General features: G+C 66.6%; 18 protein-coding genes. 15 read left to right on the top strand and 3 right to left on the bottom strand.

Features of this window, described 5'->3' with window-relative positions:
* Position 1 precedes the first annotated feature (1 nt).
* The 4 genes from CG471_RS14720 (at position 2) to CG471_RS14705 (ending at position 6,318) form a co-directional block, all read left to right on the top strand.
* Entirely contained in the window at positions 2–331 is a 330-nt protein-coding gene (locus tag CG471_RS14720; RefSeq protein ID WP_257211558.1) for a hypothetical protein, read from the top strand.
* Positions 332–334: 3 nt separating this feature from the next.
* Positions 335–1,597 carry an efflux RND transporter periplasmic adaptor subunit gene (locus tag CG471_RS14715; protein WP_099232328.1) on the top strand — a complete coding sequence of 421 codons (1,263 nt, stop codon included), beginning with the start codon at positions 335–337 and terminating at the stop codon, positions 1,595–1,597.
* 114 nt (positions 1,598–1,711) lie between these two features.
* On the top strand, positions 1,712–4,900 hold the full coding sequence (locus tag CG471_RS14710) for an efflux RND transporter permease subunit (RefSeq protein ID WP_099232331.1): 3,189 nt from the start codon (positions 1,712–1,714) through the stop codon (positions 4,898–4,900).
* 11 nt (positions 4,901–4,911) lie between these two features.
* Positions 4,912–6,318, top strand: a complete 1,407-nt coding sequence (locus CG471_RS14705; protein WP_099232327.1) for an efflux transporter outer membrane subunit — start codon at positions 4,912–4,914, stop codon at positions 6,316–6,318.
* Between the two features lie 40 nt (positions 6,319–6,358).
* Here CG471_RS14705 and CG471_RS14700 read toward each other — a convergent pair whose 3' ends face one another.
* A complete protein-coding gene (locus CG471_RS14700; RefSeq protein WP_099232326.1) occupies positions 6,359–6,952 on the bottom strand; it encodes a nitroreductase family protein in 594 nt (197 codons plus the stop codon).
* 124 nt (positions 6,953–7,076) lie between these two features.
* Positions 7,077–7,244: a hypothetical protein gene (locus tag CG471_RS30690; RefSeq protein ID WP_004208479.1), complete on the bottom strand. Its 168-nt coding sequence runs from the start codon at positions 7,242–7,244 to the stop codon at positions 7,077–7,079.
* A 378-nt stretch (positions 7,245–7,622) separates the two neighbouring features.
* On the opposite strand from CG471_RS30690, the gene kdpF reads away from it, so the two are divergent.
* Genes kdpF through CG471_RS14670 form a run of 6 tightly spaced genes read left to right on the top strand, consistent with a single transcriptional unit; the run spans position 7,623 to position 15,443 of the window.
* A complete protein-coding gene (kdpF, locus tag CG471_RS14695; protein ID WP_004208480.1) occupies positions 7,623–7,712 on the top strand; it encodes a K(+)-transporting ATPase subunit F in 90 nt (29 codons plus the stop codon).
* Positions 7,713–7,724: 12 nt separating this feature from the next.
* A complete protein-coding gene (kdpA, locus tag CG471_RS14690) occupies positions 7,725–9,428 on the top strand; it encodes a potassium-transporting ATPase subunit KdpA (protein ID WP_099232325.1) in 1,704 nt (567 codons plus the stop codon).
* A gap of 12 nt (positions 9,429–9,440) precedes the next feature.
* Positions 9,441–11,489 (top strand): potassium-transporting ATPase subunit KdpB, encoded by a 2,049-nt coding sequence (gene kdpB, locus CG471_RS14685; RefSeq protein ID WP_099232324.1) that lies wholly within the window; start codon positions 9,441–9,443, stop codon positions 11,487–11,489.
* A 14-nt stretch (positions 11,490–11,503) separates the two neighbouring features.
* The gene (gene kdpC, locus CG471_RS14680) at positions 11,504–12,094 is read left to right on the top strand and encodes a potassium-transporting ATPase subunit KdpC (protein WP_099232323.1); all 591 of its coding nucleotides are present in this window, start codon (positions 11,504–11,506) and stop codon (positions 12,092–12,094) included.
* Positions 12,091–14,751 (top strand): sensor histidine kinase KdpD, encoded by a 2,661-nt coding sequence (locus tag CG471_RS14675; RefSeq protein ID WP_099232322.1) that lies wholly within the window; start codon positions 12,091–12,093, stop codon positions 14,749–14,751. Before kdpC ends, CG471_RS14675 begins: the two co-directional genes overlap by 4 nt.
* The gene (locus CG471_RS14670; RefSeq protein WP_069337949.1) at positions 14,748–15,443 is read left to right on the top strand and encodes a response regulator; all 696 of its coding nucleotides are present in this window, start codon (positions 14,748–14,750) and stop codon (positions 15,441–15,443) included. The genes CG471_RS14675 and CG471_RS14670 overlap by 4 nt, the downstream gene beginning before the upstream one ends.
* On the opposite strand, the gene CG471_RS14665 is transcribed toward CG471_RS14670, so the two are convergent.
* Positions 15,440–17,338, bottom strand: coding sequence for a potassium transporter Kup (locus tag CG471_RS14665; RefSeq protein ID WP_099232321.1), 1,899 nt, complete (start codon positions 17,336–17,338; stop codon positions 15,440–15,442). The genes CG471_RS14670 and CG471_RS14665 overlap by 4 nt on opposite strands.
* A 224-nt stretch (positions 17,339–17,562) precedes the next feature.
* Between CG471_RS14665 and CG471_RS14660 the strand changes: the two genes are divergently transcribed.
* The 5 genes from CG471_RS14660 (at position 17,563) to CG471_RS14640 (ending at position 23,812) form a co-directional block, all read left to right on the top strand.
* On the top strand, positions 17,563–17,817 hold the full coding sequence (locus CG471_RS14660; RefSeq protein ID WP_257211557.1) for a hypothetical protein: 255 nt from the start codon (positions 17,563–17,565) through the stop codon (positions 17,815–17,817).
* Between the two features lie 104 nt (positions 17,818–17,921).
* Positions 17,922–21,251, top strand: coding sequence for a glycosyltransferase (locus CG471_RS14655; RefSeq protein WP_099232320.1), 3,330 nt, complete (start codon positions 17,922–17,924; stop codon positions 21,249–21,251).
* 52 nt (positions 21,252–21,303) lie between these two features.
* The gene (locus CG471_RS14650; protein ID WP_230588519.1) at positions 21,304–21,720 is read left to right on the top strand and encodes a PDZ domain-containing protein; all 417 of its coding nucleotides are present in this window, start codon (positions 21,304–21,306) and stop codon (positions 21,718–21,720) included.
* A 12-nt stretch (positions 21,721–21,732) separates the two neighbouring features.
* Positions 21,733–22,419 carry a response regulator transcription factor gene (locus CG471_RS14645; RefSeq protein WP_037508266.1) on the top strand — a complete coding sequence of 229 codons (687 nt, stop codon included), beginning with the start codon at positions 21,733–21,735 and terminating at the stop codon, positions 22,417–22,419.
* Complete coding sequence (locus CG471_RS14640) at positions 22,412–23,812, top strand: HAMP domain-containing sensor histidine kinase (protein ID WP_099232319.1); 1,401 nt, start codon at positions 22,412–22,414, stop codon at positions 23,810–23,812. Before CG471_RS14645 ends, CG471_RS14640 begins: the two co-directional genes overlap by 8 nt.
* The last annotated feature ends 47 nt before the right edge of the window (positions 23,813–23,859 follow it).

The following is a 23,859-nucleotide window of genomic DNA, read 5'->3' as shown; positions in this document are numbered from 1 at the left end:
CATCCGTGTCGAGGCCCAGGCGACCGACTTTTCTGCCCAGGAATGGCAGATTGTCGACCTTGCCCGCACCGACGGCTTGCGCTCGCTGCGCGGTCCCGGCCGCTTCGCTCGCCTGCGCAAGTGGATCTGGGGCGAGGAACATAGCCCAACCCTGGCCAGCGAACGGCTGGAAGCGCTCCGCCGCCTGGCCGTCGAGGCCTGGCACAAGGGCTATGCCGTGTCGCTGTCCGCCCTCGCCGCCTTCCGTGCGGCCGGCTTTTCCACCGCGCAGCTCGAATTGCTGCTCGCCACCATCAGCGCGGGCCGCACCGCCCGCGTCCCCCGGAGCTAATCCATGAACCAGTTCACCAAGATCACAGCCGACGGCACCGCGTCGGACGTTCACGCGCCACCGGGCAACCGCTGGTCGCGCAAGCATGGCGGCATCGCCGCCGTCGCGCTCATCGCCCTGTTCGGCATCGGCTGGAAGCTGGTCGACCGCCCGTCGGCCCAAGCCGCAGCCGCGCCGCTGGCGGCGGTCGGCGTATCCGCGCCGCTCGCCCGCAGCGTGACGCAGTGGGATGATTATGTCGGCCGCTTCGCCCCCAGCCAGACGGTCGAGATCCGCCCCCGCGTATCGGGCGCGGTGACCGCCATCCACTTCCGCGATGGCGATTTTGTCCGTCAGGGACAGTTGCTCTTCACCATCGACCAGCGCCCCTTCCAGGCCGCTCTGGCCGAAGCGCGCGCCAGCGTCGCCTCCGCCCGCAGCGCGCTGCTGCTGGCCCAGAATGACTATGGTCGCGTCCAGCGGCTGACCGGCGACGAAGCCGTTTCGGCCAGCGAGGTGGACTCGCTCCGCTCGCGTCTGCAGGCGGCGCAGGCCGCATTGGCCGGCGCGCAGGCCCGCGAACGCAGCCGGGCGCTGGACGTCGAATTCACCCAGGTCCGCGCGCCGATTTCCGGCCGCGTGTCGGATCGCCGCGTCGACATCGGCAATCTGGTATCGGGCGGAGAAGGCAGCACCGCATCGCTGCTGACCACGGTCAACAAACTCGACCCCATCTACTTCAACTTCGATGCGTCGGAAGCGCTCTACCTCAAGTCGCAGCGCGACAAGGAGAATGGCGGCGCGGTCGAGGTGCGGTTGCAGGATGAGGCGGACTATAACCACAAGGGCCGACTGGACTTCACCGACAATGGGCTCGATCCCCGGTCGGGCACGATCCGCATCCGCGCAGTCTTCGACAATCCGGGCAATTTCCTGACCCCCGGCCTGTTCGGCAATATGCGCCTGGCCAATGGCGGCAAGGCCAATGCCCTGCTGGTCCCCGACGAGGCGATCCAGTCCGACCAGGCGCGCAAGACCGTGCTGGTGGTGGACAAGGATGACAGCGTCGCGGTGAAGCCGGTCGAGCTTGGCCCAATCGTTGACGGGCTGCGCATCATCCGCAGCGGCCTCGATCCCAAGGACCGGGTGGTCGTGACCAATATCCAGGCAGCGATGCCCGGTGCCAAGGTTGCGGTGAAGCCGGCCCGGATCACCCCGACCCCGGCGCCCGTCACCCCGGTCGACAGCGCCGCCCCGGTCGCTGCCCAGGCCACCTTCGCCCGGTAAGCACTGACCCCACCCTTCACACGGGTGGGGCCAATCAAACGAAATCCCAAGCCCGTGATCCGGCCCGGCCGGATCGCGCGGTATCCCTTTCGCTCGTTCGCAAAGGATGATCCGATGCGTTTCTCCCGTTTCTTCATCGACCGGCCGATCTTCGCCGCCGTCATCGCGGTGGTCATCACCGTGGTCGGTGCGCTCGCCTTTATCGGCCTGCCGGTGTCCCAATATCCCGACATCGTGCCCCCCACGGTCACGGTTTCCGCCCAATATCCCGGCGCATCGGCCGAAACGGTCGCGTCGACCGTGGCTGCGCCGATCGAACAGGAAATCAACGGCGTCGACGACATGCTCTATCAGAGCAGCCAGTCGACCGGCGACGGCAAGGTCGTCATCACCGTCACCTTCAAGATCGGCACCGACCTGGATGCCGCGCAGGTGCTGGTGCAGAACCGCGTCGCGGTCGCCATCCCCCGCCTGCCCGAAGAGGTGCAGCGACTGGGCGTCGTGACCCGCAAGACCACGCCCGAATTCCTGATGGTCGTGAATTTGCAGTCGCCCGACGGCACCTACGACCGCGACTATATTTCCAACTATGCCCTGACCCAGGTGCGCGACAGACTGGCTCGTCTGGATGGCGTGGGCGACGTGCAGCTGTTCGGTTCGCGCGACTATGCGATGCGCATCTGGATCGATCCCGATCGCGCTGCCGCGCTGGACCTGACCGCAGGCGAGATCGTCTCGGCGCTCCGCGCACAGAATGTCCAGGTGTCGGCCGGCTCGATTGGCCAGCCCCCCTATGACCGGGGCGAGGCCTTCCAGCTTGGTGTCGAGATGCAGGGCCGCCTGACCACGCCCGATCAGTTTTCCGACATCGTCATCCGGTCCGACGCCGATGGCCATCAGGTGCGCGTGCGCGATGTCGCCCGCGTCGAGCTGGGCGCGCAGGATTATGGCACCAACACCTATCTCAGCAACAAGCCGACGGTCGTCATCGCGACGATGCAGCGCCCCGGCTCCAATGCGCTCGACGCGGCGGAGAAGGTCAAGGCGGAGATGGAGCAACTGTCCAAGCGCTTCCCCAAGGGCCTGGAATATAGCATCATCTACAACCCCACCGAATTCATCAGCCAGTCGATCGACGCCGTCTATCACACGCTGTTCGAAGCGGTGATCCTGGTCGTCATCGTCATCCTCATCTTCCTGCAGAACTGGCGCGCGGCGGTGATCCCGATCATCGCGATCCCGGTCTCGCTGATCGGCACGGCAACGATGCTGGCGGCGGTCGGATACTCACTCAACAACCTGTCGCTGTTCGGCCTGGTGCTGGCGATCGGCATCGTTGTCGACGACGCGATCGTCGTGGTCGAGAATGTCGAACGCAATATCGAGAATGGCATGAGCCCGCTGCAGGCAGCCCGCGTGTCGATGGACGAAGTGTCGACCGCGCTGATCGCGATCGTGCTGGTGCTGTGCGCCGTGTTCGTGCCGACTTTGTTCATCACCGGCATTTCCGGCGCCTTCTACCAGCAGTTCGCGGTCACCATCTCGACCGCAACGGTCATCTCGCTGATCCTTTCGCTCACCCTGTCGCCGGCTGCTGCCGCCCTGCTGCTGAAGCCCAAACATGGTGCCCATGACCTCGACAATGCGCCGCGCTGGCGCCAGGTTGCGGCCAGGGCGGCGGATCGCTTCAACCAGGGCTTCGACCGGATGAGCGCGGGCTATGCGCGCCTCACCCGCTTCCTCGTCGCCCGGCCCAAGAAGATGCTGCTGACCTATGCCGGCCTGATCGCTGCCACCATCGCCCTGTTCTGGGTGACACCCGGCGGCTTCATCCCGGCGCAGGACCAGGGTTATTTCCTGGCCGTCGTCCAGCTGCCTTCGGGCGCGTCGCTGGAGCGCACCGACAAGGTGACGCGCGAGGTCGCAGCGAAGATCCTGCCGATCAAGGGCCTGCGCGGCGCGGTGATGTTCGCCGGCTTCCACGGCCCGTCGCAGACGCAGGCGCCCAACAGCGCGGCGATCTACTTCCCGTTCAAGAGCTTTGCCGAACGCAAGGCCGAAGGCGCCACCTATGCCGGGATCATGGATCAGGCGAACAAGGCGGTTGCGGGCTATGACAAGGCGCGCATCCTGCTGGTGCCGCCGCCGCTGATCCAGGGCATCGGCTCGGCCGGTGGCTATCGCCTGATGCTGGAGGACCGGGAGGATCGCGGCTATGCGGAACTCAACAAGGTCGCCGGCGAACTGATCGGCAAGGCCAATCAGAGCCCCAGCCTGGCGCAGGTCTATACATTGTTCGACGTCGGCACCCCGCGCATCTTCGCGGATGTCGATCGCCGCAAGGCCGACCTGCTGGGCGTGCCGCCCGAGCGCGTGTTCGAAGCGATGCAGGTCTATCTCGGCTCTGCCTTCGTCAACGACTTCAACCTGCTCGGCCGCACCTATCGCGTGACCGCCCAGGCCGACGCCGAACATCGCGGCACGGTGGCCGACATCGCCAACTTGAAGACCCGGTCGAACAGCGGCCAGATGGTGCCGATCGGTTCGGTCTCCACCTTCCGCGACAAGACCGGTCCCTATCGCGTGGTCCGCTACAACCTGCTGCCCGCGGTGGAAATCGATGGCGACACGGCGCCGGGCTATTCGTCGGGCCAGTCGCTGAGCACGATGGAGAAGCTCGCCGACGCTGCGCCTGCCGGCTATGCCAGCGAATGGACCGGCGTTGCCTATCAGCAGAAGATTGCCGGCAATACCGCAGGCATCGTCTTCGGTATGGCGGTCTTCTTCGTCTTCCTGGTGCTGGCGGCGCAATATGAAAGCCTGACCTTGCCGCTGTCGATCATCCTGATCGTGCCGATGTGCCTGTTCGCGGCCATGCTGGGCGTGAACCTGCGCGGGATGGACAATAATATCCTGACGCAGATCGGTCTGGTCGTGCTGATCGCGCTCGCGGCGAAGAACGCCATCCTCGTGGTCGAATTCGCCAAGCAGGCGGAAGAGGAACAGGGGCTGAGCCCGGTCGAGGCCGCGGTTCAGGCGGCGCAAACCCGTCTGCGCCCGATCCTGATGACCAGCTTCGCCTTCATCCTGGGGGCTGTGCCGCTGGTGATCGCCAGCGGGGCCGGTGCGGAACTGCGCCAGGCGCTAGGCACGGCAGTCTTCTTCGGCATGACCGGCGTGACGGCCTTCGGCCTGCTCTTCACCCCCACCTTCTATGTCGTGTGCCGCGCGCTGGGCGATCGTTTCGCCCGTCGCCGGCGCCCGGAGGCTGACGATGCTGCGGCATTGCAGCCGGCCGAATGAGGACAAAAGCCATGACAAGGAACCTGATTGCCCTGTTGCTCGGCGCCAGTGCGCTAACGGCCTGCGCCGCCGGGCCGGATTACAAGGCACCCGCCACCCCGACGACAGCCGCCGCCCCCTTCATCGGGGCGGCGAACCCGGCGGTCGCCCAGAGCGCCGCCGACGATCATTGGTGGCGGCTCTATAACGACCCGCTGCTCGACGGGCTGGTCGGCGATGCGCTGAAGGCCAATACCGACATCCGCGTCGCCGTCGCCCGGCTGGAACGCGCCCGCGCCCAGTTGCGTGGCGCCCGCTCCGACCGGTTGCCCAGCACCAATATCAGCGGCTCCCCGACCTATGGCCGGGTGTCGCAGGCCCAGACCTTGCCCGGCATGGACCGGGAAAACTGGACCGTCGATATGGGGCTGGACGTCGCCTATGAGGTCGACCTGTTCGGCCGGGTGAAGCGCAGCATAGAGGCCGCGCGCGGCGATGTCGGTGCGGCCCAGGCCGACGCCGACGCGGTCCGCGTCGCGGTGGTCGCCGACACGGTGCGCGCCTATGTCGACGCCACCGCATCGGCACAGCGCCTCGCCGTCGCGAAGGAAACGGTCGACCTGCTCGACAAGTCGATCCGCATCACCGGCGCCCGCTTCGATGCTGGCCGGTCCGACCGGCTGGACGTGATCCGGGTGACGACCCTGCGCGAACAGCAGCAGGCGCTGATCCCCAATCTGGTCGCGGATCGCAATGCCGCCCTGTTCCGGCTGGCGACGCTGACCGGGCGCACGCCGCAGGAGCTGCCCGCGTCCGTCCAGAATGCGACCGTGACACCGAATGTGACACAGCCGATCCCGGTCGGCGACGGCCAGGCACTGCTCGCCCGGCGGCCGGACGTGCGCGCGGCCGAACGGCGGCTGGCGGCCGACACCGCCCGTGTCGGTGTCGCGACGGCGGATCTCTATCCGCGCATCACCCTGGGCGGATCGATCGGCACGACGGCGGTCGGCGGCGGCAATCTGTTCGGCGCCGGGCCGCTCAACTTCCTGCTGGGGCCGTTGATCAGCTGGGCCTTCCCCAATCAGGAAGCCAATCGGGCGAAGATCGCAGCGGCCAAGGCGGATGGCGACGCATCGCTCGCCGCCTTTGACGGCACGGTGCTGCAGGCGCTCTCGGAAACCGAGACGGCACTGTCCAGCTATGCCAATGCGCTGGAGCGGCGGGCGACGCTGCAATCGGCGCGGGACGAGGCGGCTCGGGCTGCGCGGATCAGCCTGGCACGCCAGCGCGAGGGGCAGATCGACTTCCTGACCGTGCTGGATGCGCTGCGCACCCAGGCCTCGGCGGACGCGGACCTGGCGACCGCCAACCGCGCCGTCGCCTTTGCCCAGGTGGACCTGTTCCGCGCTTTGGGCGGCGGCTGGACCACGACCTGATACAGAAAGGGCGGCGTTTCAAAACGCCGCCCTTTTTTTGTCAGACGATGAAATTGCCCTGATGGGCGAATGTCTCGATCTCATGCCGGCCGCTCGGCGCCTCGCGCGCCTGCAGCGCTTCGGGCAGGACCGCCTTGTCGCCCTGACGCCCGATCGCGATCGCCGCCTCGATCCGGAAACGATCCGGCACCGCCAGTTCGGCGCGCGCCTTGTCGAAATCGACGCCGGTCATGGCATGGGTATGATAGCCAAGTCGCGTCGCCTGCAGCGCCAGCGTCGCCCAGGCGGCGCCCGCATCGAAGCTGTGGCTGTGCGAAGGCTTGTAGTCTTCCGATCCCGGCGCGGCCATCAGCGTGTCGGAAATGACGAAGACCAGCGCCCCGGCATGCTGCACCCAGCCCTGGTTGAAGGGGAAGAGCAGGTCGAGGAAGCGCGCCCAGTCGGCGCTGTCGCGATGGGCATAGAGGAAGCGCCAGGGCTGGTAGTTGAAGGCCGAAGGCGCCCAGCGGGCGGCGTCGAACAGCGTATCGATATCGGCCTGGGGGATGGCGGAACCGTCAAAGGCGCGGGGCGACCAGCGCTCCAGGATCAGCGGATCGACGGGACGGGTAACTTCGCGCGGGCTGGTGGCCATCTGGATCTCCTTAAAGGCGATGGCGCGATCGGCGCGCCATGCTGTTGGAAATCTATCTAGCGGATGTTCCGCCGCTGCGAAGAGGCGTTTGGCTTTCGCCTTGGAAACACAGGGTTTCCTTCGATCAGGCGCAGGCATCCTGTGGCTGGCGTTCGCGATCGGCACGCGACACCGGCGCGCCACGGTCATCGGCATCGCGCTCGAACAGCACGACGGCAGGCTCCCTGAAAAGGGCCTGCGCCAGCCGATCGCGCAGGCGCGTCAACGGTCCGTCCTGATCCTGATAGGCCATAATGCGTCCTCTCTGCCGACTCGGGCGGCTTATCTACCGATGGTATAGAGAATCGTCCCCCAAGCAATGCTGGCCGTCGCGGTAGAAAAGCTATCCGTCTTGGAGTCTGTTTGGAAATGCGCCTCCGGCGCATCCGCACCGGCCCGCTGAAAAATCATACGCAAATACTATGCAGCCGCCTCGCCCCGCGTCTCGCATTCAAACGGAAGAGGGGCCTAATCGGGCGCTCGCTAACGACCCTGTCCGCCTCCCGCGGCGGGCGTGATGCGGGAGTTACCCCCAATGCAGGATCTCTTGTGGATCGGCATCATCCTGGCGCTCACGGCGGCTAGCCTTGGCTATGTCCGGCTGTGCGGCGACGCCTGAAGGAGGGATGCCATGACCATCGACCTCTGGCTCGCGGCGATCACCGCCGCCGGGCTTCTCGTCTATCTCGTCGCCGTGCTCGCACGGCCTGAACGCTTTTAAGGGGGGCCGCACATGACCTTCCAGGGATGGCTGCTGATCGCGGCCTTTGTCGGCATCTTGCTGGCGCTCACCAAGCCGATGGGCCTGTGGCTGTTCGCCCTTTATGAGGGCCGCCGCACCCCGCTTCATGCCGTGTTCGGTCCGATCGAACGGGGCTTCTACACATTGTCGGGGATCGATCCCGACGCCGAGCAGAGCTGGCGCCGCTACGCGGTTCACATGCTGCTCTTCAACGTCGCGCTACTGCTCTTCACCTATGCGGTGCTGCGTCTGCAGGGGCTGCTGCCGCTCAATCCTCAGGGCTTTGCCGGCACCAGCAGCGACCTCGCCTTCAACACGGCGGTCAGCTTCACCACCAACACCAACTGGCAAAGCTATTCGGGCGAGTCGACCATGTCGAACCTGGCCCAAATGCTGGGCCTCACCATCCACAATTTCCTGTCGGCCGCCACCGGCATTGCCCTCGCCTTCGCCCTGTTCCGCGGCTTTGCCCGGCGCAGCGCGGCGACGATCGGCAATTTCTGGGCCGACGTCACCCGCGTGACCCTCTATCTGCTGCTGCCGATCTGCATCGTCTATGCCCTGTTCCTGATCGCGAGCGGCGTGCCGCAGACGCTTAGCCAGTCGGTCGACGTGACCACGCTGGAAGGCGTGAAGCAGACCCTGGCGCTCGGCCCCGTCGCCAGCCAGGAAGCGATCAAGATGCTGGGCACCAATGGCGGCGGCTTCTTCAACGCCAACAGCGCCCATCCCTTCGAGAATCCGACCGCGCTCACCAATCTGGTGCAGATGCTGTCGATCTTCGTGATCGGCTTTGGCCTGACCTGGACCTTCGGCAAGGCCGTTGGCAATCCGCGCCAGGGTTGGGCCATCCTCGCCGCCATGCTGGTGATCTTCCTCGCCGGCGTCACCGTCACCTATTGGCAGGAAGCGGCCGGCAATCCGGTGCTCCACAATCTGGGCGTCGCCGGTGGTAATATGGAGGGCAAGGAAGTCCGCTTCGGCATGGCTGCCTCCTCCCTGTTCGCAGTCGTCACCACGGCGGCAAGCTGCGGCGCGGTCAACGCCATGCATGACAGCTTCACCGCACTGGGCGGCATGATCCCGCTGTTCAACATCCAGCTGGGCGAAGTCGTGATCGGCGGCGTCGGCGCAGGCATCTATGGCTTCCTGCTGTTCGCCATCCTGGCCGTGTTCGTCGCGGGCCTGATGGTCGGCCGCACGCCGGAATATGTCGGCAAGAAGATCGAGAGCCGCGAAGTGAAGCTGGCCGTGCTCGCCATCGCCGTGCTGCCGCTGATCATTTTGGGCTTCACCGCCATCGCCAGCGTCACCGACGCGGGCCTGGCCGGGCCGCTCAACAAGGGACCGCATGGCTTCAGCGAGATCCTCTACGCCTTCACCAGCGCCGTCGGCAACAATGGCTCGGCCTTTGCCGGCCTGACCGCCAACACCCCCTTCTATAACGGGATGCTGGGCGTCGCGATGTGGATCGGCCGCTTCTTCATCATCATTCCCATGCTGGCCATCGCGGGCAGCCTGGCCGCGAAGAAATATACGCCCGAAACCGCCGGCAGCTTCCCCACCACCGGGGCGCTGTGGACCGGTCTGCTGGTCGGCATCGTGCTGATCGTGGGCGGCCTAACCTTCCTGCCCAGCCTCGCCCTTGGCCCCATCGCCGATCATCTCGCGATGATCCGTGGCCAGCTCTTCTAAGGATCCCATGCCATGGCCCGGTCCTCTGACAAATCCGAACAAAAATCGCTCTTCACGGCGGACCTGATCGTTCCTGCGATCGGCGACGCCTTCCGCAAACTCAAGCCGCAGGAACTGATCCGCAACCCGGTGATGTTCACCACCGCGATCGTCGCGGTCCTGCTGACCGTCCTGCTGCTTGTCGGGCAGGACAGCCTGGCCACCAGCTTCAAGCTGCAGCTGGTGATCTGGCTCTGGCTCACGGTCCTCTTCGGCACCTTTGCCGAGGCACTGGCCGAAGGCCGCGGCAAGGCGCAGGCCGCCTCGCTGCGCGCCACCAAGGCGGACCTGACCGCCAAGCGGCTGAAGGGCCATGGCGAAAGCTATGAGAATGTCGCCGCCAGCGCGCTGAAGCTGGGTGATGTGGTGCTGGTCCAGACCGGCGACCTGATCCCGTCCGATGGCGAGGTCGTCTCCGGCGTCGCCTCCGTCAACGAAGCCGCCATCACCGGCGAATCCGCGCCGGTGATCCGCGAGGCAGGCGGCGACCGTTCGGCCGTGACCGCAGGCACCCGCGTCATTTCCGACGAGATCCGCGTCCGAGTCACCGTCAATCCCGGCCAGGGCTTTCTCGATCGCATGATCGCGCTGGTCGAGGGTGCCGAGCGGCAGAAGACGCCGAACGAGATCGCCCTCACCCTGTTGCTGGTGGGCCTGACCATCATCTTCCTGATCGCGGTCGGCACCATCCCCAGCTTCGCCAGCTATGCCGGCGGCGCCATTCCGGTGGCGATCCTTGCGGCCTTGCTGATCACCCTGATCCCGACCACCATCGCCGCCCTGCTGTCGGCGATCGGCATTGCCGGCATGGACCGTCTGGTGCGCTTCAATGTGCTCGCCAAGTCGGGCCGCGCGGTCGAGGCGGCGGGCGACATCGACGTGCTGCTGCTGGACAAGACCGGCACCATCACCGTGGGTGATCGCCAGGCGACCGAATTCCGTCCGGTCGGCGGTGCCACCCCGGCCCAACTCGCACAAGCCGCGCTGCTCGCCAGCCTGGCCGACGAGACGCCCGAGGGCCGTTCGATCGTGCTGCTGGCCCGCGAAGGCTTCAACCAGTCGGTAGACGCCCTGCCCGCCAATGCGGAGGTCATTCCCTTTACCGCACAGACCCGTATTTCCGGTGTCATCCTCGATGGATCGACGATCCAGAAGGGGGCGGTGGATTCGGTTCTGAAGGCCAATCCGGGCCTGGGTTCCACCCCGGTCGCCAACGAACTGCGCCGCATCACCGACGAGATCGCCCGTGCCGGCGGCACCCCGCTGGCGGTGGCCAAGGACGGCAAGCTGCTGGGTGCGATCTTCCTGAAGGACATCGTCAAGGCCGGCATTCGGGAGCGGTTCGGCGAACTGCGCCAGATGGGCATCCGCACGGTGATGATCACCGGCGACAACCCGCTGACCGCCGCCAGCATCGCGGCCGAGGCCGGGGTCGACGACTTCCTGGCGCAGGCAACGCCGGAGGACAAGCTGGCCCTGATCCGCAAGGAACAGCAGGGCGGCCGCCTGGTCGCGATGTGCGGCGACGGCACCAACGACGCCCCTGCCCTGGCGCAGGCCGATGTCGGCGTCGCCATGAACACCGGCACCCAGGCTGCCCGCGAAGCCGGCAACATGGTCGACCTGGACAGCGATCCGACCAAGCTGATCGAGGTGGTGGGCCTGGGCAAGCAGTTGCTGATGACGCGCGGCGCGCTCACGACCTTCTCGGTCGCCAATGACGTGGCCAAATATTTCGCGATCATCCCGGCCATGTTCGTCGCGCTCTATCCGGGCCTTGGCATCCTCAACGTCATGGGGCTGGCCACGCCGGAAAGCGCGATCCTGTCGGCGATCATATTCAACGCGCTGATCATTCCCTGTCTGGTGCCGCTGGCATTGCGGGGCGTGACCTATCGCCCGATCGGCGCCGGTCCGCTGCTGGCCCGTAACCTTGCCATCTATGGCCTGGGTGGCCTGATCGCGCCGTTCGTGGGCATCAAGCTGATCGACCTTGCCGTCAACGGCCTTGGCCTCGCCTGAGGAAGGACAAATCCATGTTTACCGATTTCAAATCCGCTTTGCGTCCGGCCCTGACCATGACGCTGCTCTTCGCCCTGCTGCTCGGGCTTGCCTATCCGCTGGCGCTGACCGGCATCGGCCAGGCGGTGTTCCCGTCCCAGGCCAATGGCAGCCTGGTCGAGGATCAGGGCAAGGTCGTCGGTTCGACCATCATTGGTCAGGCCTTCACCTCGGACATCTATTTCCACAGCCGTCCGTCGGCGGCGGGCAAGGGCTATGACGGCCTTGCCTCCTCCGGCTCCAATTTTGGTCCGACCAGCCAGGCGCTGGCCGACCGCGTCAAGACCGACGTCGAGACTCTTCAAGCTGCTACACCTGGTCGTTTTGTTCCGTCCGATCTGGTGACCACCTCTGCCTCGGGGCTTGACCCCCATATCAGCCCCGAGGCAGCTTTTTATCAGGTCGATCGCGTCGCCGCCGCGCGCAGGATCGATGCGGCGCGCGTCCGCAGCCTGGTAGAACAGAGCGTCGAGCAGCCCCTGCTGGGCTTCATCGGCGAACCCCGCGTCAATCTGTTCGATCTCAATCGACGGCTGGATGCGATTGGCGCTAAACGGACCCAGTGAACGAACCGCATCGCCCTGATCCCGAAGCCTTCCTGCGCGCCGCCGCGCAGGAAGGCCGTGGCCGCCTGAAGGTCTTTCTCGGCGCCGCGCCGGGGGTGGGCAAGACATGGGAGATGCTGACCGAAGGACGGCAGCGGCGCGAGGCAGGCGTCGATGTCGTCGTCGGCGTGGTGGAAACCCATGGCCGGCGCGAGACCGAAGCGCTGGTCCATGGCCATGAGATCATCCCCCGCCGCACCGTCGATCATCAGGGCCACAGCCTGGGCGAGATGGATATCGACGCGATCCTGGCGCGCCACCCCCAACTGGCGCTGGTCGACGAGCTGGCGCACAGCAATGCGCCGGGCAGTCGCCACCCCAAACGCTATCAGGATGTCGAGGAATTGCTGGCGGCCGGCATTGATGTCTATTCGACGATCAACATCCAGCATGTCGAAAGCCTCAACGACGTCGTCGCCTCCTTCACCCGCGTCCGCGTGCGTGAGACGGTGCCAGATTCGATCCTGGAACATGCCGAGATCGAAGTGGTGGACATTCCGCCCGACGAGCTGATCGAGCGGCTGAAGGACGGCAAGGTCTATATCCCGCAGGAAGCCAGCCGCGCCCTCAACCATTTCTTTTCCAAGTCGAACCTAACCGCACTGCGCGAACTGGCGCTGCGCCGCGCCGCCCAGGCGGTCGATGCGCAGATGCTCGACTATGTCCGCGCCCATGCGCTGGCGGGCAGCTTCGCGGCGGGCGAGCGGGTGATCGTGGCGGTCAGCGAACAGCCCAGCGCCGCCGGTCTGGTCCGCTCCGCCAAGCGACTGGCCGATGCGCTGCGCGCGCCCTGGACCGCCATCCATATCGAAACCCCGCGTGGACCGCAGCTGTCGGACGAGGACCGGCAGCGTCTGGCCGATACGCTCGCCCTCGCCTCACGCCTCGGCGCCGAAACCGCGTCCATTCCCGCCCCCAGCGTCGCCGACGGGCTGCGCGGTTTCGCCGCCGACGCGCGCGCCACCCAGATCGTGATCGGCAAATCGGCACGCAGCTGGTGGTTCGAGCTGCGCCATGGGTCGGTGGTCGACCGGCTGGTGCGCGACATCGGCCCGGTCGCCGTCCATGTCATGCCCGGCGAGGACAGCGTGCCGCGCCCGCGCACCGCCGGCGGCGGCGATTGGGGCGACCCGATCGGCTATGTCTGGTCGATGCTGGCGGTGATCGGCATGACCCTGCTCGGCCGGCTGATGCTGGAGGTGATCGACCTCGGCAATATCGCCCTTCTCTATCTGGTGCCGGTGATGTTCGCGGCGGCCAGCCATGGCCTGCGTACCGGCCTTGCCACCGGCCTCGCCTCCAGCCTTGCCTATAATTTCTTCTTCCTGCCGCCCACGGGCACGCTGACCGTCAGCAATCCCGAAAATGTCATCTCCATCCTCGTCTTCCTCGGCGTGGCGGTGGTGACCAGCCAGTTTGCCGCGCGGATGCACGCCCAGTCGGTGCTGGCCCAATCGAGCGCGCGGCAGAATGCGACGCTGGCCGGCTTCTCGCGCCAGCTCACCGCCTCCCCCAGCCTGGAGGAAATCCGCCACGCCATCTGCGCCGAAATCGCCCGGCTGTTCGACGTGCGCACCGTGCTGATGATCCCGTCGGGTGAAGGGCCGCAATTGCGCGCCGCCTATCCGCCGGAGGACCGGCTGGACGAGATCGAGCGCGCCGCCGCGCGCTGGGCGATGGAGCATGGCGAGCCGGCCGGGCGCGGCTCCTCCACCCTCACCGCGTCGGACTGGCTGTTCCTGCCGGTGACCGCCAAGGACGCAGTGCTGGCGGTGATCGGCCTGGCCCGCGAGGATGCCGGCGAACCGGTCCGATCCGATCAGTTCCCGCTGCTGATGAGCTTGATCGACCAGGCCGCGATCGCGCTCGACCGCATGGCGCTGGAGGAGGCGATGCTCGAAGCCGGGCAGATCCGCGAGCGCGACCGGTTGCGCTCCGCCCTCCTCTCCTCGGTCAGCCATGATCTGCGCACGCCGCTCACCACCATCATTTCTGCCACGCGCGAACTGCGCACCCATCCCTCGCCCGAGCTGATCGATACATTGGATGGCGAAGCGCAGCGCCTGTCCCGCTTCGTTGCCAATCTGCTCGACATGGCGCGGGTGGAGGCCGGCGCATTGCCGATGCGGGCGGAGGCGACCGACCTGTTCGATGCCGTCGCCAGCGCCGCCCATGACAGCCGCAGCGCGCTGGCCGATCGCCAACTCGACGTGCAGATCCCGCCCGACATCCCGCTGGTCCGGGTCGATCCGGTGCTGCTGCACCACATCCTCATCAACCTGCTCGACAATGCCGGCCGCTATGGCGATCCCGGCACGCCCGTGACCGTGCGCAGCCTGCGCGAACCCGATGCCATCTCCCTGTCGGTGATCGACCAGGGGCCGGGCATTCCGGCCGGCATGGAAGCGCGGGTGTTCGACACCTTCACCCGGCTGGAAGGATCGGATCGGTCGAAGACCGGCACCGGCCTGGGCCTCGCCATCGTCAAGGCCTTTGCGGAAGCAATGGGCCTTACCGTATCGGCCCGCACAGTGTCGGAACCTGCCGGCGCCTGTTTCACCCTGCACATTCCCCAATCCCTCATCCTCACCGACATCATGGAAAAGGACATCGCATGAAGCCACGCCACAGCCTGCTGATCGTCGACGACGAACCGCAGATCCGCCGGCTGATCCAGGCCGCCCTCGCCCGCGCCGACTATGCCACGATCGAGGCGCAGACCGCGCGCGAGGCACTGGACAAGCTGCGCAGCGAGCGGCCCGACATCACCCTGCTGGACCTGGGCCTGCCCGACCGCGATGGGCTGGAGCTGGTGCCGATCATCAAGAAGGAAAGCGACACGACGCTGATCATCGTGTCGGCGCGCGACGCCACCGACGAGAAGGTCGCCGCGCTGGACTTGGGCGCCGACGATTATCTGACCAAGCCGTTCGACACCGACGAACTGCTCGCCCGCGTCCGGGTGGCGCTGCGCAACCGGATGACGCGCGACGGTGGATCGACCAGGGTGACGGCCGGCGACCTGACGATCGACCTGGTCGCCCATATCGTCACGAAGGGCGGGGTCGAAGTGCATCTGACGCCCAAGGAATATGGCGTGCTGGAGCAGCTGGCGCGCTTTCCCGGCCGGGTCATCACCCACAAGCAGATCATGGACCATGTCTGGCCCAACGAACATGCCCATCATGTCGAATATCTGCGCGTGCTGGTGCGCGGCCTGCGCCAGAAGCTGGAGGCCGACCCGCAGCGCCCCCAGATCATCAGCAATGAACTGGGGATCGGCTACCGCCTGAAACAGGGCGCAGACTAGATTTCGATCTGCGACCCCAGTTCGACCACGCGGTTGGTCGGCAGGTTGAAGAAGGCCATCGGGCTTTCGGCATTGCGGATCATCCAGGCGAACAGCTTTTCGCGCCACATCGCCATGCCCGGCCGTTCCGACGGAATCAGCGTCTGGCGGCTGAGGAAATAGCTGGTGTCCTTGACGCTGATCGGGCCACCACAGTCGTGGACCGACTTCATCGCTGCCGGAATGTCGACATCCTCCATGAAGCCGTGGCGCAGGATCAGTCGGTAGAAGCCCGATCCATGATCCTCCACCGTCGTGCGCCCCTGCAGCGGCAGATGCGGCACACCCTGGGTGCGCACGGTCAGGATGATGACCCGTTCGTGCAGCACCTTGTTATGCTTCACATTGTGCAGCAGTGCCGGCGGCACGCCATCGGTGGTGGAGGAGAGGAAGATCGCCGTCCCCGGCACGCGCTTGAGCGAAGCCAGCGTCGATCGCACGAACAGGTCCAGCTCCATCGCCCCTTCGCGCAGATAATGGCGCATGATGCGCCGCCCGGTCGCCCAGGTGGTCAGCACGGTGAAGACCACCGCCGCGACCAGCAGCGGGAACCATCCGCCATCGGGGATCTTGGTCACGTTCGACGCGAAATAGGCGCCGTCGATGATCAGGAACAGGCCGGTGACGCCCGCCGCCGCCGGCAGCGGCCAGCGCCATACGCTGAAGGTCAGCACGCCCAGCATGCAGGCGGTGATAACCATCGTGCCGGTTACTGCGATGCCATAGGCGGCGGCCAGGTTGCTGCTGTTGCCAAAGCCCAGCACCAGCAGGATGACGAAGATCAGCAGCAGCCAGTTGATGAGTGGTACATAGATCTGTCCCGCCGCCGACGCGCTGGTGTGCAGGATGCGCAGGCGCGGCAGGAATCCCAGTTGCACCGCCTGCTGCGTGACGGAGAAAGCCCCGGAGATCACCGCCTGGCTGGCGATGATCGTCGCCATGGTGGCCAGGATCACCAGCGGCAGCCGTGCCCAGTCCGGCGCCATCAGGAAGAAGGGATTTTGTGCCGCCGCCGGATTGTCCAGCAGCAGCGCCCCCTGCCCCAGATAGTTGAGCATCAGGCAGGGAAAGGCGGCATAGAGCCAGGCGATGCTGATCGCCTTGCGCCCGAAATGGCCCATATCGGCATAGAGCGCCTCCGCCCCCGTCACCGCCAGCACGACCGAGCCAAGCGCCAGAAAGGCGAGCCTGGGGTCGATCGCGAAGAAGTGGATCGCCCAGAGCGGATTGACGATGCCGATGATTTCGGGGTGCTGGACGATGTTGGCGATGCCCAGCGCGGCGAGCGTGACGAAATAGATCGCCATGATCGGGCCGAAGGCCATGCCGACCATCGCCGTGCCGAAGCGCTGGATCAGGAACAGGCCGATCAGGATGACGATCGCGATCGGCAGCACCATATCCGCCAGGCTCGCCTGCACGATGGTCAGGCCCTCGACCGCAGACAGCACCGAAATGGCCGGCGTGATGATCGCGTCGCCATAGAAGAGCGCGGTCGCCAGCACCCCCAGCATCGCGATCGCCGGGGTCCAGCGCGTCTCGCCGAGCCGCCGGCCGATCAGCGCCAGCAGCGCCATGCTGCCGCCTTCGCCATCATTGTCGGCGCGCATGACGATGAACACATATTTGACGGTGACGATCAGCGTCATCGTCCAGAAGATCAGCGAGAGGACGCCATAGATATGCAGCGGATCGACCGCCAGCGGGTGATGGCCGACGAAGCTTTCCTTGAGCGCATAGAGCGGCGAGGTGCCGATGTCGCCGAACACCACGCCCAGCGCACCGAGCGCAAGCGCAGCCGGTCGGCCATGCGGCGTGCGATCCTGGCCTGCGGCCGGATCCCCCTGTTCAGTCATCTATGCGTGCCCTTCGTCTTTCTATCGGGCCGCCATGCCATGAAAGGCCATTTGAAAACCATAGGGGTCTGCCCTCCCCGGCATAGGATTCACATATGATTCCGGCCCGGACGGCCCGTATGCGCCTCAAATGCTATGAAATCCCTACGCAATCTGCCGGTTCCCTGTCTCGCATCCCTATGCCCGTCCGCTTAATTGCGATGCCGCCGCAACGGAGGCGGCACATGATGCACAATTGGCGTCCCCGCTGGACCTTGAAGATCGGCCTGCGCCTGCTCGGCCTCGCCTTTCTGGCCACGCTCTGGCCCGAGGGCCGTGCCCTTACTGCGCTCGCCCATGGCCATCCATCGGTCACCATCGGCCAATTGTCGCTCGCCGCGCTGGCCTTTCTATGTGCCAGCTTCGGGATGGCGCTGCTGTTGATGGGCCCCGACCTATGGAAGCCGGTACGCCTGGCCGATCGCTGGACCGCGCGATGAGGTTCATGACCAAGATTTCATGATGGGATCATCCGGCGGGAAGCCGGGCCGGCCTATTGCCGCGTCATCGTCGCAGAGGAGTAGCGACGCGCGGACCACAGGCCATGACCAGACCCATTTTCTTCGATCCCACCGGCCGGCGCGGCATCTGGGCGCGGCGCGCCCTCGCCGCCCTGCTGTGCGCCATCATCGCCGCCACCATCGCCTTTGCGACGACGCTGATCGCCGTCCCGTCGGAAGGCGATCTGGCGCTGCCTTTGCCCCAGCCCCGCGCCGCGCATCTGACCGGCATGTCGCGGCTGCGCCATGACCTGTCCAAATGGCTGCCGCGCTGGCCCGGCCATGTCGCACAGGCCCGTCCGCTCAATGTCGGCTTCTATGTCCCCGATGACGAAAGCAGCATCGCCTCGCTGCGCCGTCATGTCGGCCAGCTCGACTGGGTCGTGCCCGCCCTGGTGACCGTGCCGGGCAGCGATCCCGCGCCCCGATTCCATGCCGACCCGCGCCTAGATCAGATGATCGCCAGCATGGGCCGGCCGCCCAAGCTGCTGCCGATGGTCCAGAATCTCGACGCCCATGGCTGGAACGGCGCCGGCACCGCCCGCCTGCTCGCCAATCCGGCCGCCAGCCGCCAGTTGGCCCAGCGGCTCGCCGCCTCGGTCGCGGCGCATCATGATGCCGGGCTGGTGATGGACTTTGAATCGCTGCCGTCCGGCGCGCTGCCCGCCTATCTCCATTTCCTGCGCCAGTTGCGCAGCGACCTGCCCGCCCGCGCCAAGCTGGCCGTCACCGCCCCCGCCGGCGAGGAATGGCCGCTCACCCGCCTCGGCCAAATTGCCGACCATGTCATCTTCATGGCCTATGACCAGCATTGGCAGGGCGGCACCCCCGGCCCGATCGCGGCGCAGGACTGGTTCGCCCGCGCGGTCGAGGATGCCAGCCGCCGCGTCGGCCGCGATCGCATCATCGTTGCGCTCGGCAGCTATGCCTATGACTGGCATGATGGCGGCGCCGACGCCCTGTCGCTCGACGAGGCCTGGCTCGCCGCCCATGACAGCGACGCCCCGGTCAGCTTCGATCCCGCCAGCGGCGATGCCGGCTTCGCCTATGATGATGACGGCCATCGCCATCAGGTCTGGATGCTCGATGCCGCCGCCAGCTGGAACGAGCTGCAGGCGCTGCGCCGCCTCGGCATCCAGGGCGTGGCGCTGTGGCGGCTGGGCAGCGAGGATCCGGGCATCTGGTCCGACCTCACCGCCTTCCGCAACGGCAGCCGGCCCGACCTGCGCCAGGTCGCGAGCAAGCTCGACACCGATGTCGAGGGATCGGGCGAGATATTGCGCATCACCGCCACGCCGACCGACGGCAGCCGATCGATCGCCTTCGGCCCGCAGGGGACGATCCTGCGCGAAACCTATCATGTCCTGCCCACCCCCTATCAGGTGCGGCGGACCGGCGGCGCCCAGCCCAAGATGCTGGCGCTGACCTTCGATGATGGCCCGGACGCGACCTGGACGCCGAAAATCCTGTCGGTGCTGGAACAGCATCATGTGCCCGGCACCTTCTTCGTCATCGGCGAAAATGCGCTGGAGCATCCCGGCCTGTTGCAGCGGATCGTCGCCGACGGCGACGAGATCGGCAACCATAGCTACAGCCATCCCAACCTTGCCACCTGGTCGGACGAGAGCACCCGGCTGGAACTCAACGCCACCCAACGGCTGGTCCAGGCCTATACCGGGCGCAGCATGAAGCTGTTCCGCGCACCCTATTTCGGCGACGCCGAACCGACCACGGCGGACGAACTGGGGCCGGCGCTGGCGGCGCAGAAGGCCGGCTATACCGTCGTCGGCCTGCACGTCGATCCCAATGACTGGCAGCGGCCGGGCACCGATACGATCGTCCGCCAGGTGATCGACCAGGTCCATGCCGCCGATGCCGACCGCTCCGGGAATATCATCCTGCTGCATGATGGCGGTGGCGAACGGTCTCAGACGGTCGCGGCCCTGCCGCAGATCATCACCACCCTGCAGAAGGAAGGCTATCGCTTCGTACCGGTGTCGCGCCTTGCCGGCCTGTCGCGCGAAGCGGCGATGCCGCCGGTCCGTGCCGGCGACCTGACCGCCGTGCGCGTCGATGTCGGCATGTTCATCACGCTCGCCGTCATCTCCGCCCTGCTCGGCTGGATCTTCTATGTCGCCATCTCGCTCGGCATTGCCCGCGCGCTGCTAATGACCTTCCTCGCCTGGTTCCAGACCCGGCGCGACCGCCCGGCGCCGCCCGTCTATCAGCCGACCGTCTCGGTCATCATCCCCGCCTATAATGAAGCGCGGGTGATCGAGGCATCGGTGCGCCGCGTGCTGGCCAGCGACTATCCCGCGCTGCAATTGATCGTCGCCGATGACGGATCGAAAGACGAGACCAGCGCGATCGTCGCCCGCGCCTTTGCCGACGATCCGCGCGTCACCCTGCTGACCTTGCAGAATGGCGGCAAGGCGGCGGCGCTCAACCGTGCCCTCAAGGATGCCACCGGCGAGATATTGATCGCACTCGACGCCGACACCCAGTTCGAGCCGCTGACGATCGCGCGGCTGGCGCGCTGGTTCGCCGATCCGGCGATCGGCGCGGTGGCTGGCGACGCCCGTGTCGGCAACCGGGTCAATCTCGTCACCCGCTGGCAGGCGCTGGAATATATCACCGCGCAGAATCTGGAGCGGCGCGCGCTCGCCGGCTTCGACGCCATGACGGTGGTGCCCGGCGCCGTCGGCGCCTGGCGCCGGACGGCGCTGGACGCGGTCGGCGGTTATCCCGAAGATACGCTGGCCGAGGATCAGGATCTGACCATCGCGATCCAGCGCGCCGGCTGGCGCGTCACCTTCGATCCCGAGGCGATCGCCTGGACCGAGGCGCCCGAAAGCTTCAAGGCACTGTCGAAGCAGCGCTATCGCTGGGCCTTCGGCACGCTGCAATGCCTGTGGAAGCACGCCGCCATCCTGCGCAGCCGCAAGCCGACAGGCCTTGCCCTGGTGGGCATGCCGCAGGCCTGGCTGTTCCAGATCGCCTTTGCCGCCATCTCGCCGCTGATCGATCTGGCGCTGCTGCTGTCGATCGCCGGGACGATCCTGCGCGTGCAGCAACATGGCTGGGCCCAGACCAGCGGCGACGTCGCGACCATGGCGCTCTACTGGCTGGTCTTCACCGGCATCGACATCGCCTGTGGCTGGATGGCCTATCGGCTCGACGGCAACAAGGTGAGCTACCCCGCCCATCTGCTGGTCGCCCAGCGCTTCGTCTATCGCCAGATCATGTATTGGGTGGTGGTGCGCGCGATCGCATCGGCCATTGGCGGCTGGGTCGTGGGATGGGGCAAGCTGGAGCGGTCGGGCCGTGTCTCGGTCGCGCCGGCTGCGACGGCCCCCGGCATGAACAAAGTGTAACATGACACGCACCCCCGCCTCGCCCATTCTACCCGCAAAGACAGCTCAGGACATGGCCAGGAACATGGAGGCCCCGCGCATAGACAAGACCGCAACCAGCCGCCTGCTGATCGGCCTGGCGCTGTGTGCGGCGTTGATGAGCGGTGCCTTCTTCCTGCATGTCCGCCGCGATGCGGAGGATCATGGCAGCGTGTCGGGCGCCAGCGCCCAATTGCTACCCGGATTGACGCTGGAAAATGCCGAGCCGGCCGGCACCGGCCTGGTCGTCACCAGCATGGAATCGAGCGGCCCGGCGGCCCGCGCCGGCATCGCCGTGGGTGACGACCTCATCCGTATCGACGGCACGCCGATCGCCTCGCTGGACCAGGCCAATGCCTATCTCAGCCAGCATGGCAATGCCCATCTCATATTGGGCTTGCGGCATCAGGATGCCGTCCGCATGGTGGCGCTCGACCGTTCGCCAGATTAGGGGGCCGCGCGCATGAGCCACAAGATCCTGGTGGTGGAGGATGATGCCGCCACCGCCGCCTATATCGTCAAGGGCATGACCGAGGCGGGCTTCACCGTCGATCAGGCCGATAATGGCCGCGACGGCCTGTTCCTCGCCAGCGACGGCAGCTATGGCGCGATCATCCTCGACCGGATGATGCCGGCGATGGACGGCATGGCGATGCTGAAGGCTCTAAGGGCCGCGAGCATCGAAACGCCGGTCATCTTCCTCTCCGCGCTCGGCACGCCCGAGGATCGGGTCGAGGGGCTCACCAGCGGCTCCGACGATTATCTGACCAAGCCCTTCGCCTTTGCCGAACTGCTGGCGCGGGTGCAGTTGCTGCTGCGCAAGGCCGGCGGCAATGCCGCGGTCGTCACCAGCCTGCGCTATGACGATCTCGACATGGACCTGCTCGCCCGCCGGGTGAAGCGCGCCGGCAAGGCGATCGACCTGCAACCGCGCGAGTTTCGCCTGCTCGAATTCTTCCTGCGCCACCCCGACCAGGTCGTCACCCGCACCATGTTGCTGGAGGGCGTGTGGGACTATCATTTCGACCCCGGCACCAATGTGATCGACGTGCATATCAGCCGACTGCGCCGCAAGCTGGACGATGGATCGGACCGGCCGCTGCTGCATACGGTGCGTGGCATGGGCTATCGCCTGGGCCTCGATGGCTGAGGCTGGGGCGCGGGCCGGGGCTGCCGCCGGCTGGCGCGGCTTTGCCCGGTCGACCATCGGCCGCTTCGTCGGGCTCGCCTTCCTCTGCCAGTTCCTGGTCACCGGCGGCGTGCTGCTGTTCGTGCAGCAGGCGAGCCAGCGCACCGTCGTCGCCGCCGACCGCGATGCCGTCCATGACCTGCGCGACGAATTGCTGCGGGTCGCGCGGGAGCGTGGGGCGGCCGGGCTGCGGCAGGATATCGAGCGGCGCCTGCCCACGGTGCGCAGCGAGCGCATCGTCTTGTTGCTGACCGACGCGCAGGGGCGGATCGTCGCGGGCAATCTGGGCGCCTGGCCGACGACCATAACCGACAATACCCCCTGGCGCACGATCGAGCTGTACCGCATCGGCGGCGAACAGCCCGAGCCGATCGGCGTCAGCACATCCCGCCTGCCCGATGGCGGCCGCCTGCTTGCCGGCATCGTCACCTCCCACAGCCTGCAACTGACGCGCATCTATGAGGAGGCGCTCACCATCGCCTTCCTGATGAGCCTGCTGCTCACCCTCATCATCGCCATCCTGCTCGGCCGGGTGCTGACGCGCCAGATTTCGGCGATCGCCGACACCGCCAATGCGGTCGCGGTCGGCGCCTTCCATCGCCGGGTCGCCACCGACGGCAGCGGCGACGCCTTCGATCGGCTGGGCCTGTCGATCAACGCCATGCTGGAGCGGATCGACGCGCTGGTCAGCCAGTTGCGGATGATGACCGATGGCCTGGCCCATGATCTGAAAGCCCCCGTCACCCGCCTGCTCTCGGTGGTGGAGCAGGCGAGCACCCAGACCCGCGACGACCAGGCGCTGGATGCGCTGGAAAAGGTGCATCGCGAGGCGCAGACGCTGCAGGGGATGCTCTCGACCGCCCTGCTCATCAGCCGCACCGAGGCGGGCTTTGGCAGCGATCGGATGCGCGACACGGCGATCGCCGAACTGCTGGAGGATCTGGCCGAAGTCTATGGCCCGCTGATCGAGGATAGCGGCTTCACCCTCCATGTCGCGGCCCCCGCCGGCCTCGCCTTCCCGCTCCACCGCGAACTGGTGAGCCAGGCGATCGCCAATCTGATCGAGAATGCGCTGAAATATGCCGAGGGCGGCGATCGTATCGCGCTTGAAGCCGCGATGGATGGCGACGCGCTCACCATCAGCGTCAGCGACAATGGGCCGGGTATTCCCGCCGATCAGCATGAGGCGGCGATGAAGCGCTTCGGCCGACTCGACCCGTCGCGCACCAAGCCCGGATCGGGGCTGGGCCTGTCGCTGGTCGAAGCGGTGGCGCGGCTGCACCATGGCGCGCTGCTGCTGGGCGATGCCGCCCCTGGCCTGCGCGCGACATTGCGCCTGCGCCGCCCCGCCTGAGCGGCGCCCGATTTTCCAGCGATTTCAAGGGAAAAGGCACATCCCGG

The organism is Sphingobium sp. IP1 (assembly GCF_002708645.1).
GTDB lineage: Bacteria > Pseudomonadota > Alphaproteobacteria > Sphingomonadales > Sphingomonadaceae > Sphingobium > Sphingobium yanoikuyae.
Note: the sequence above shows the minus strand (reverse complement) of the source record. Positions and strands in the feature narration are given on the sequence as shown.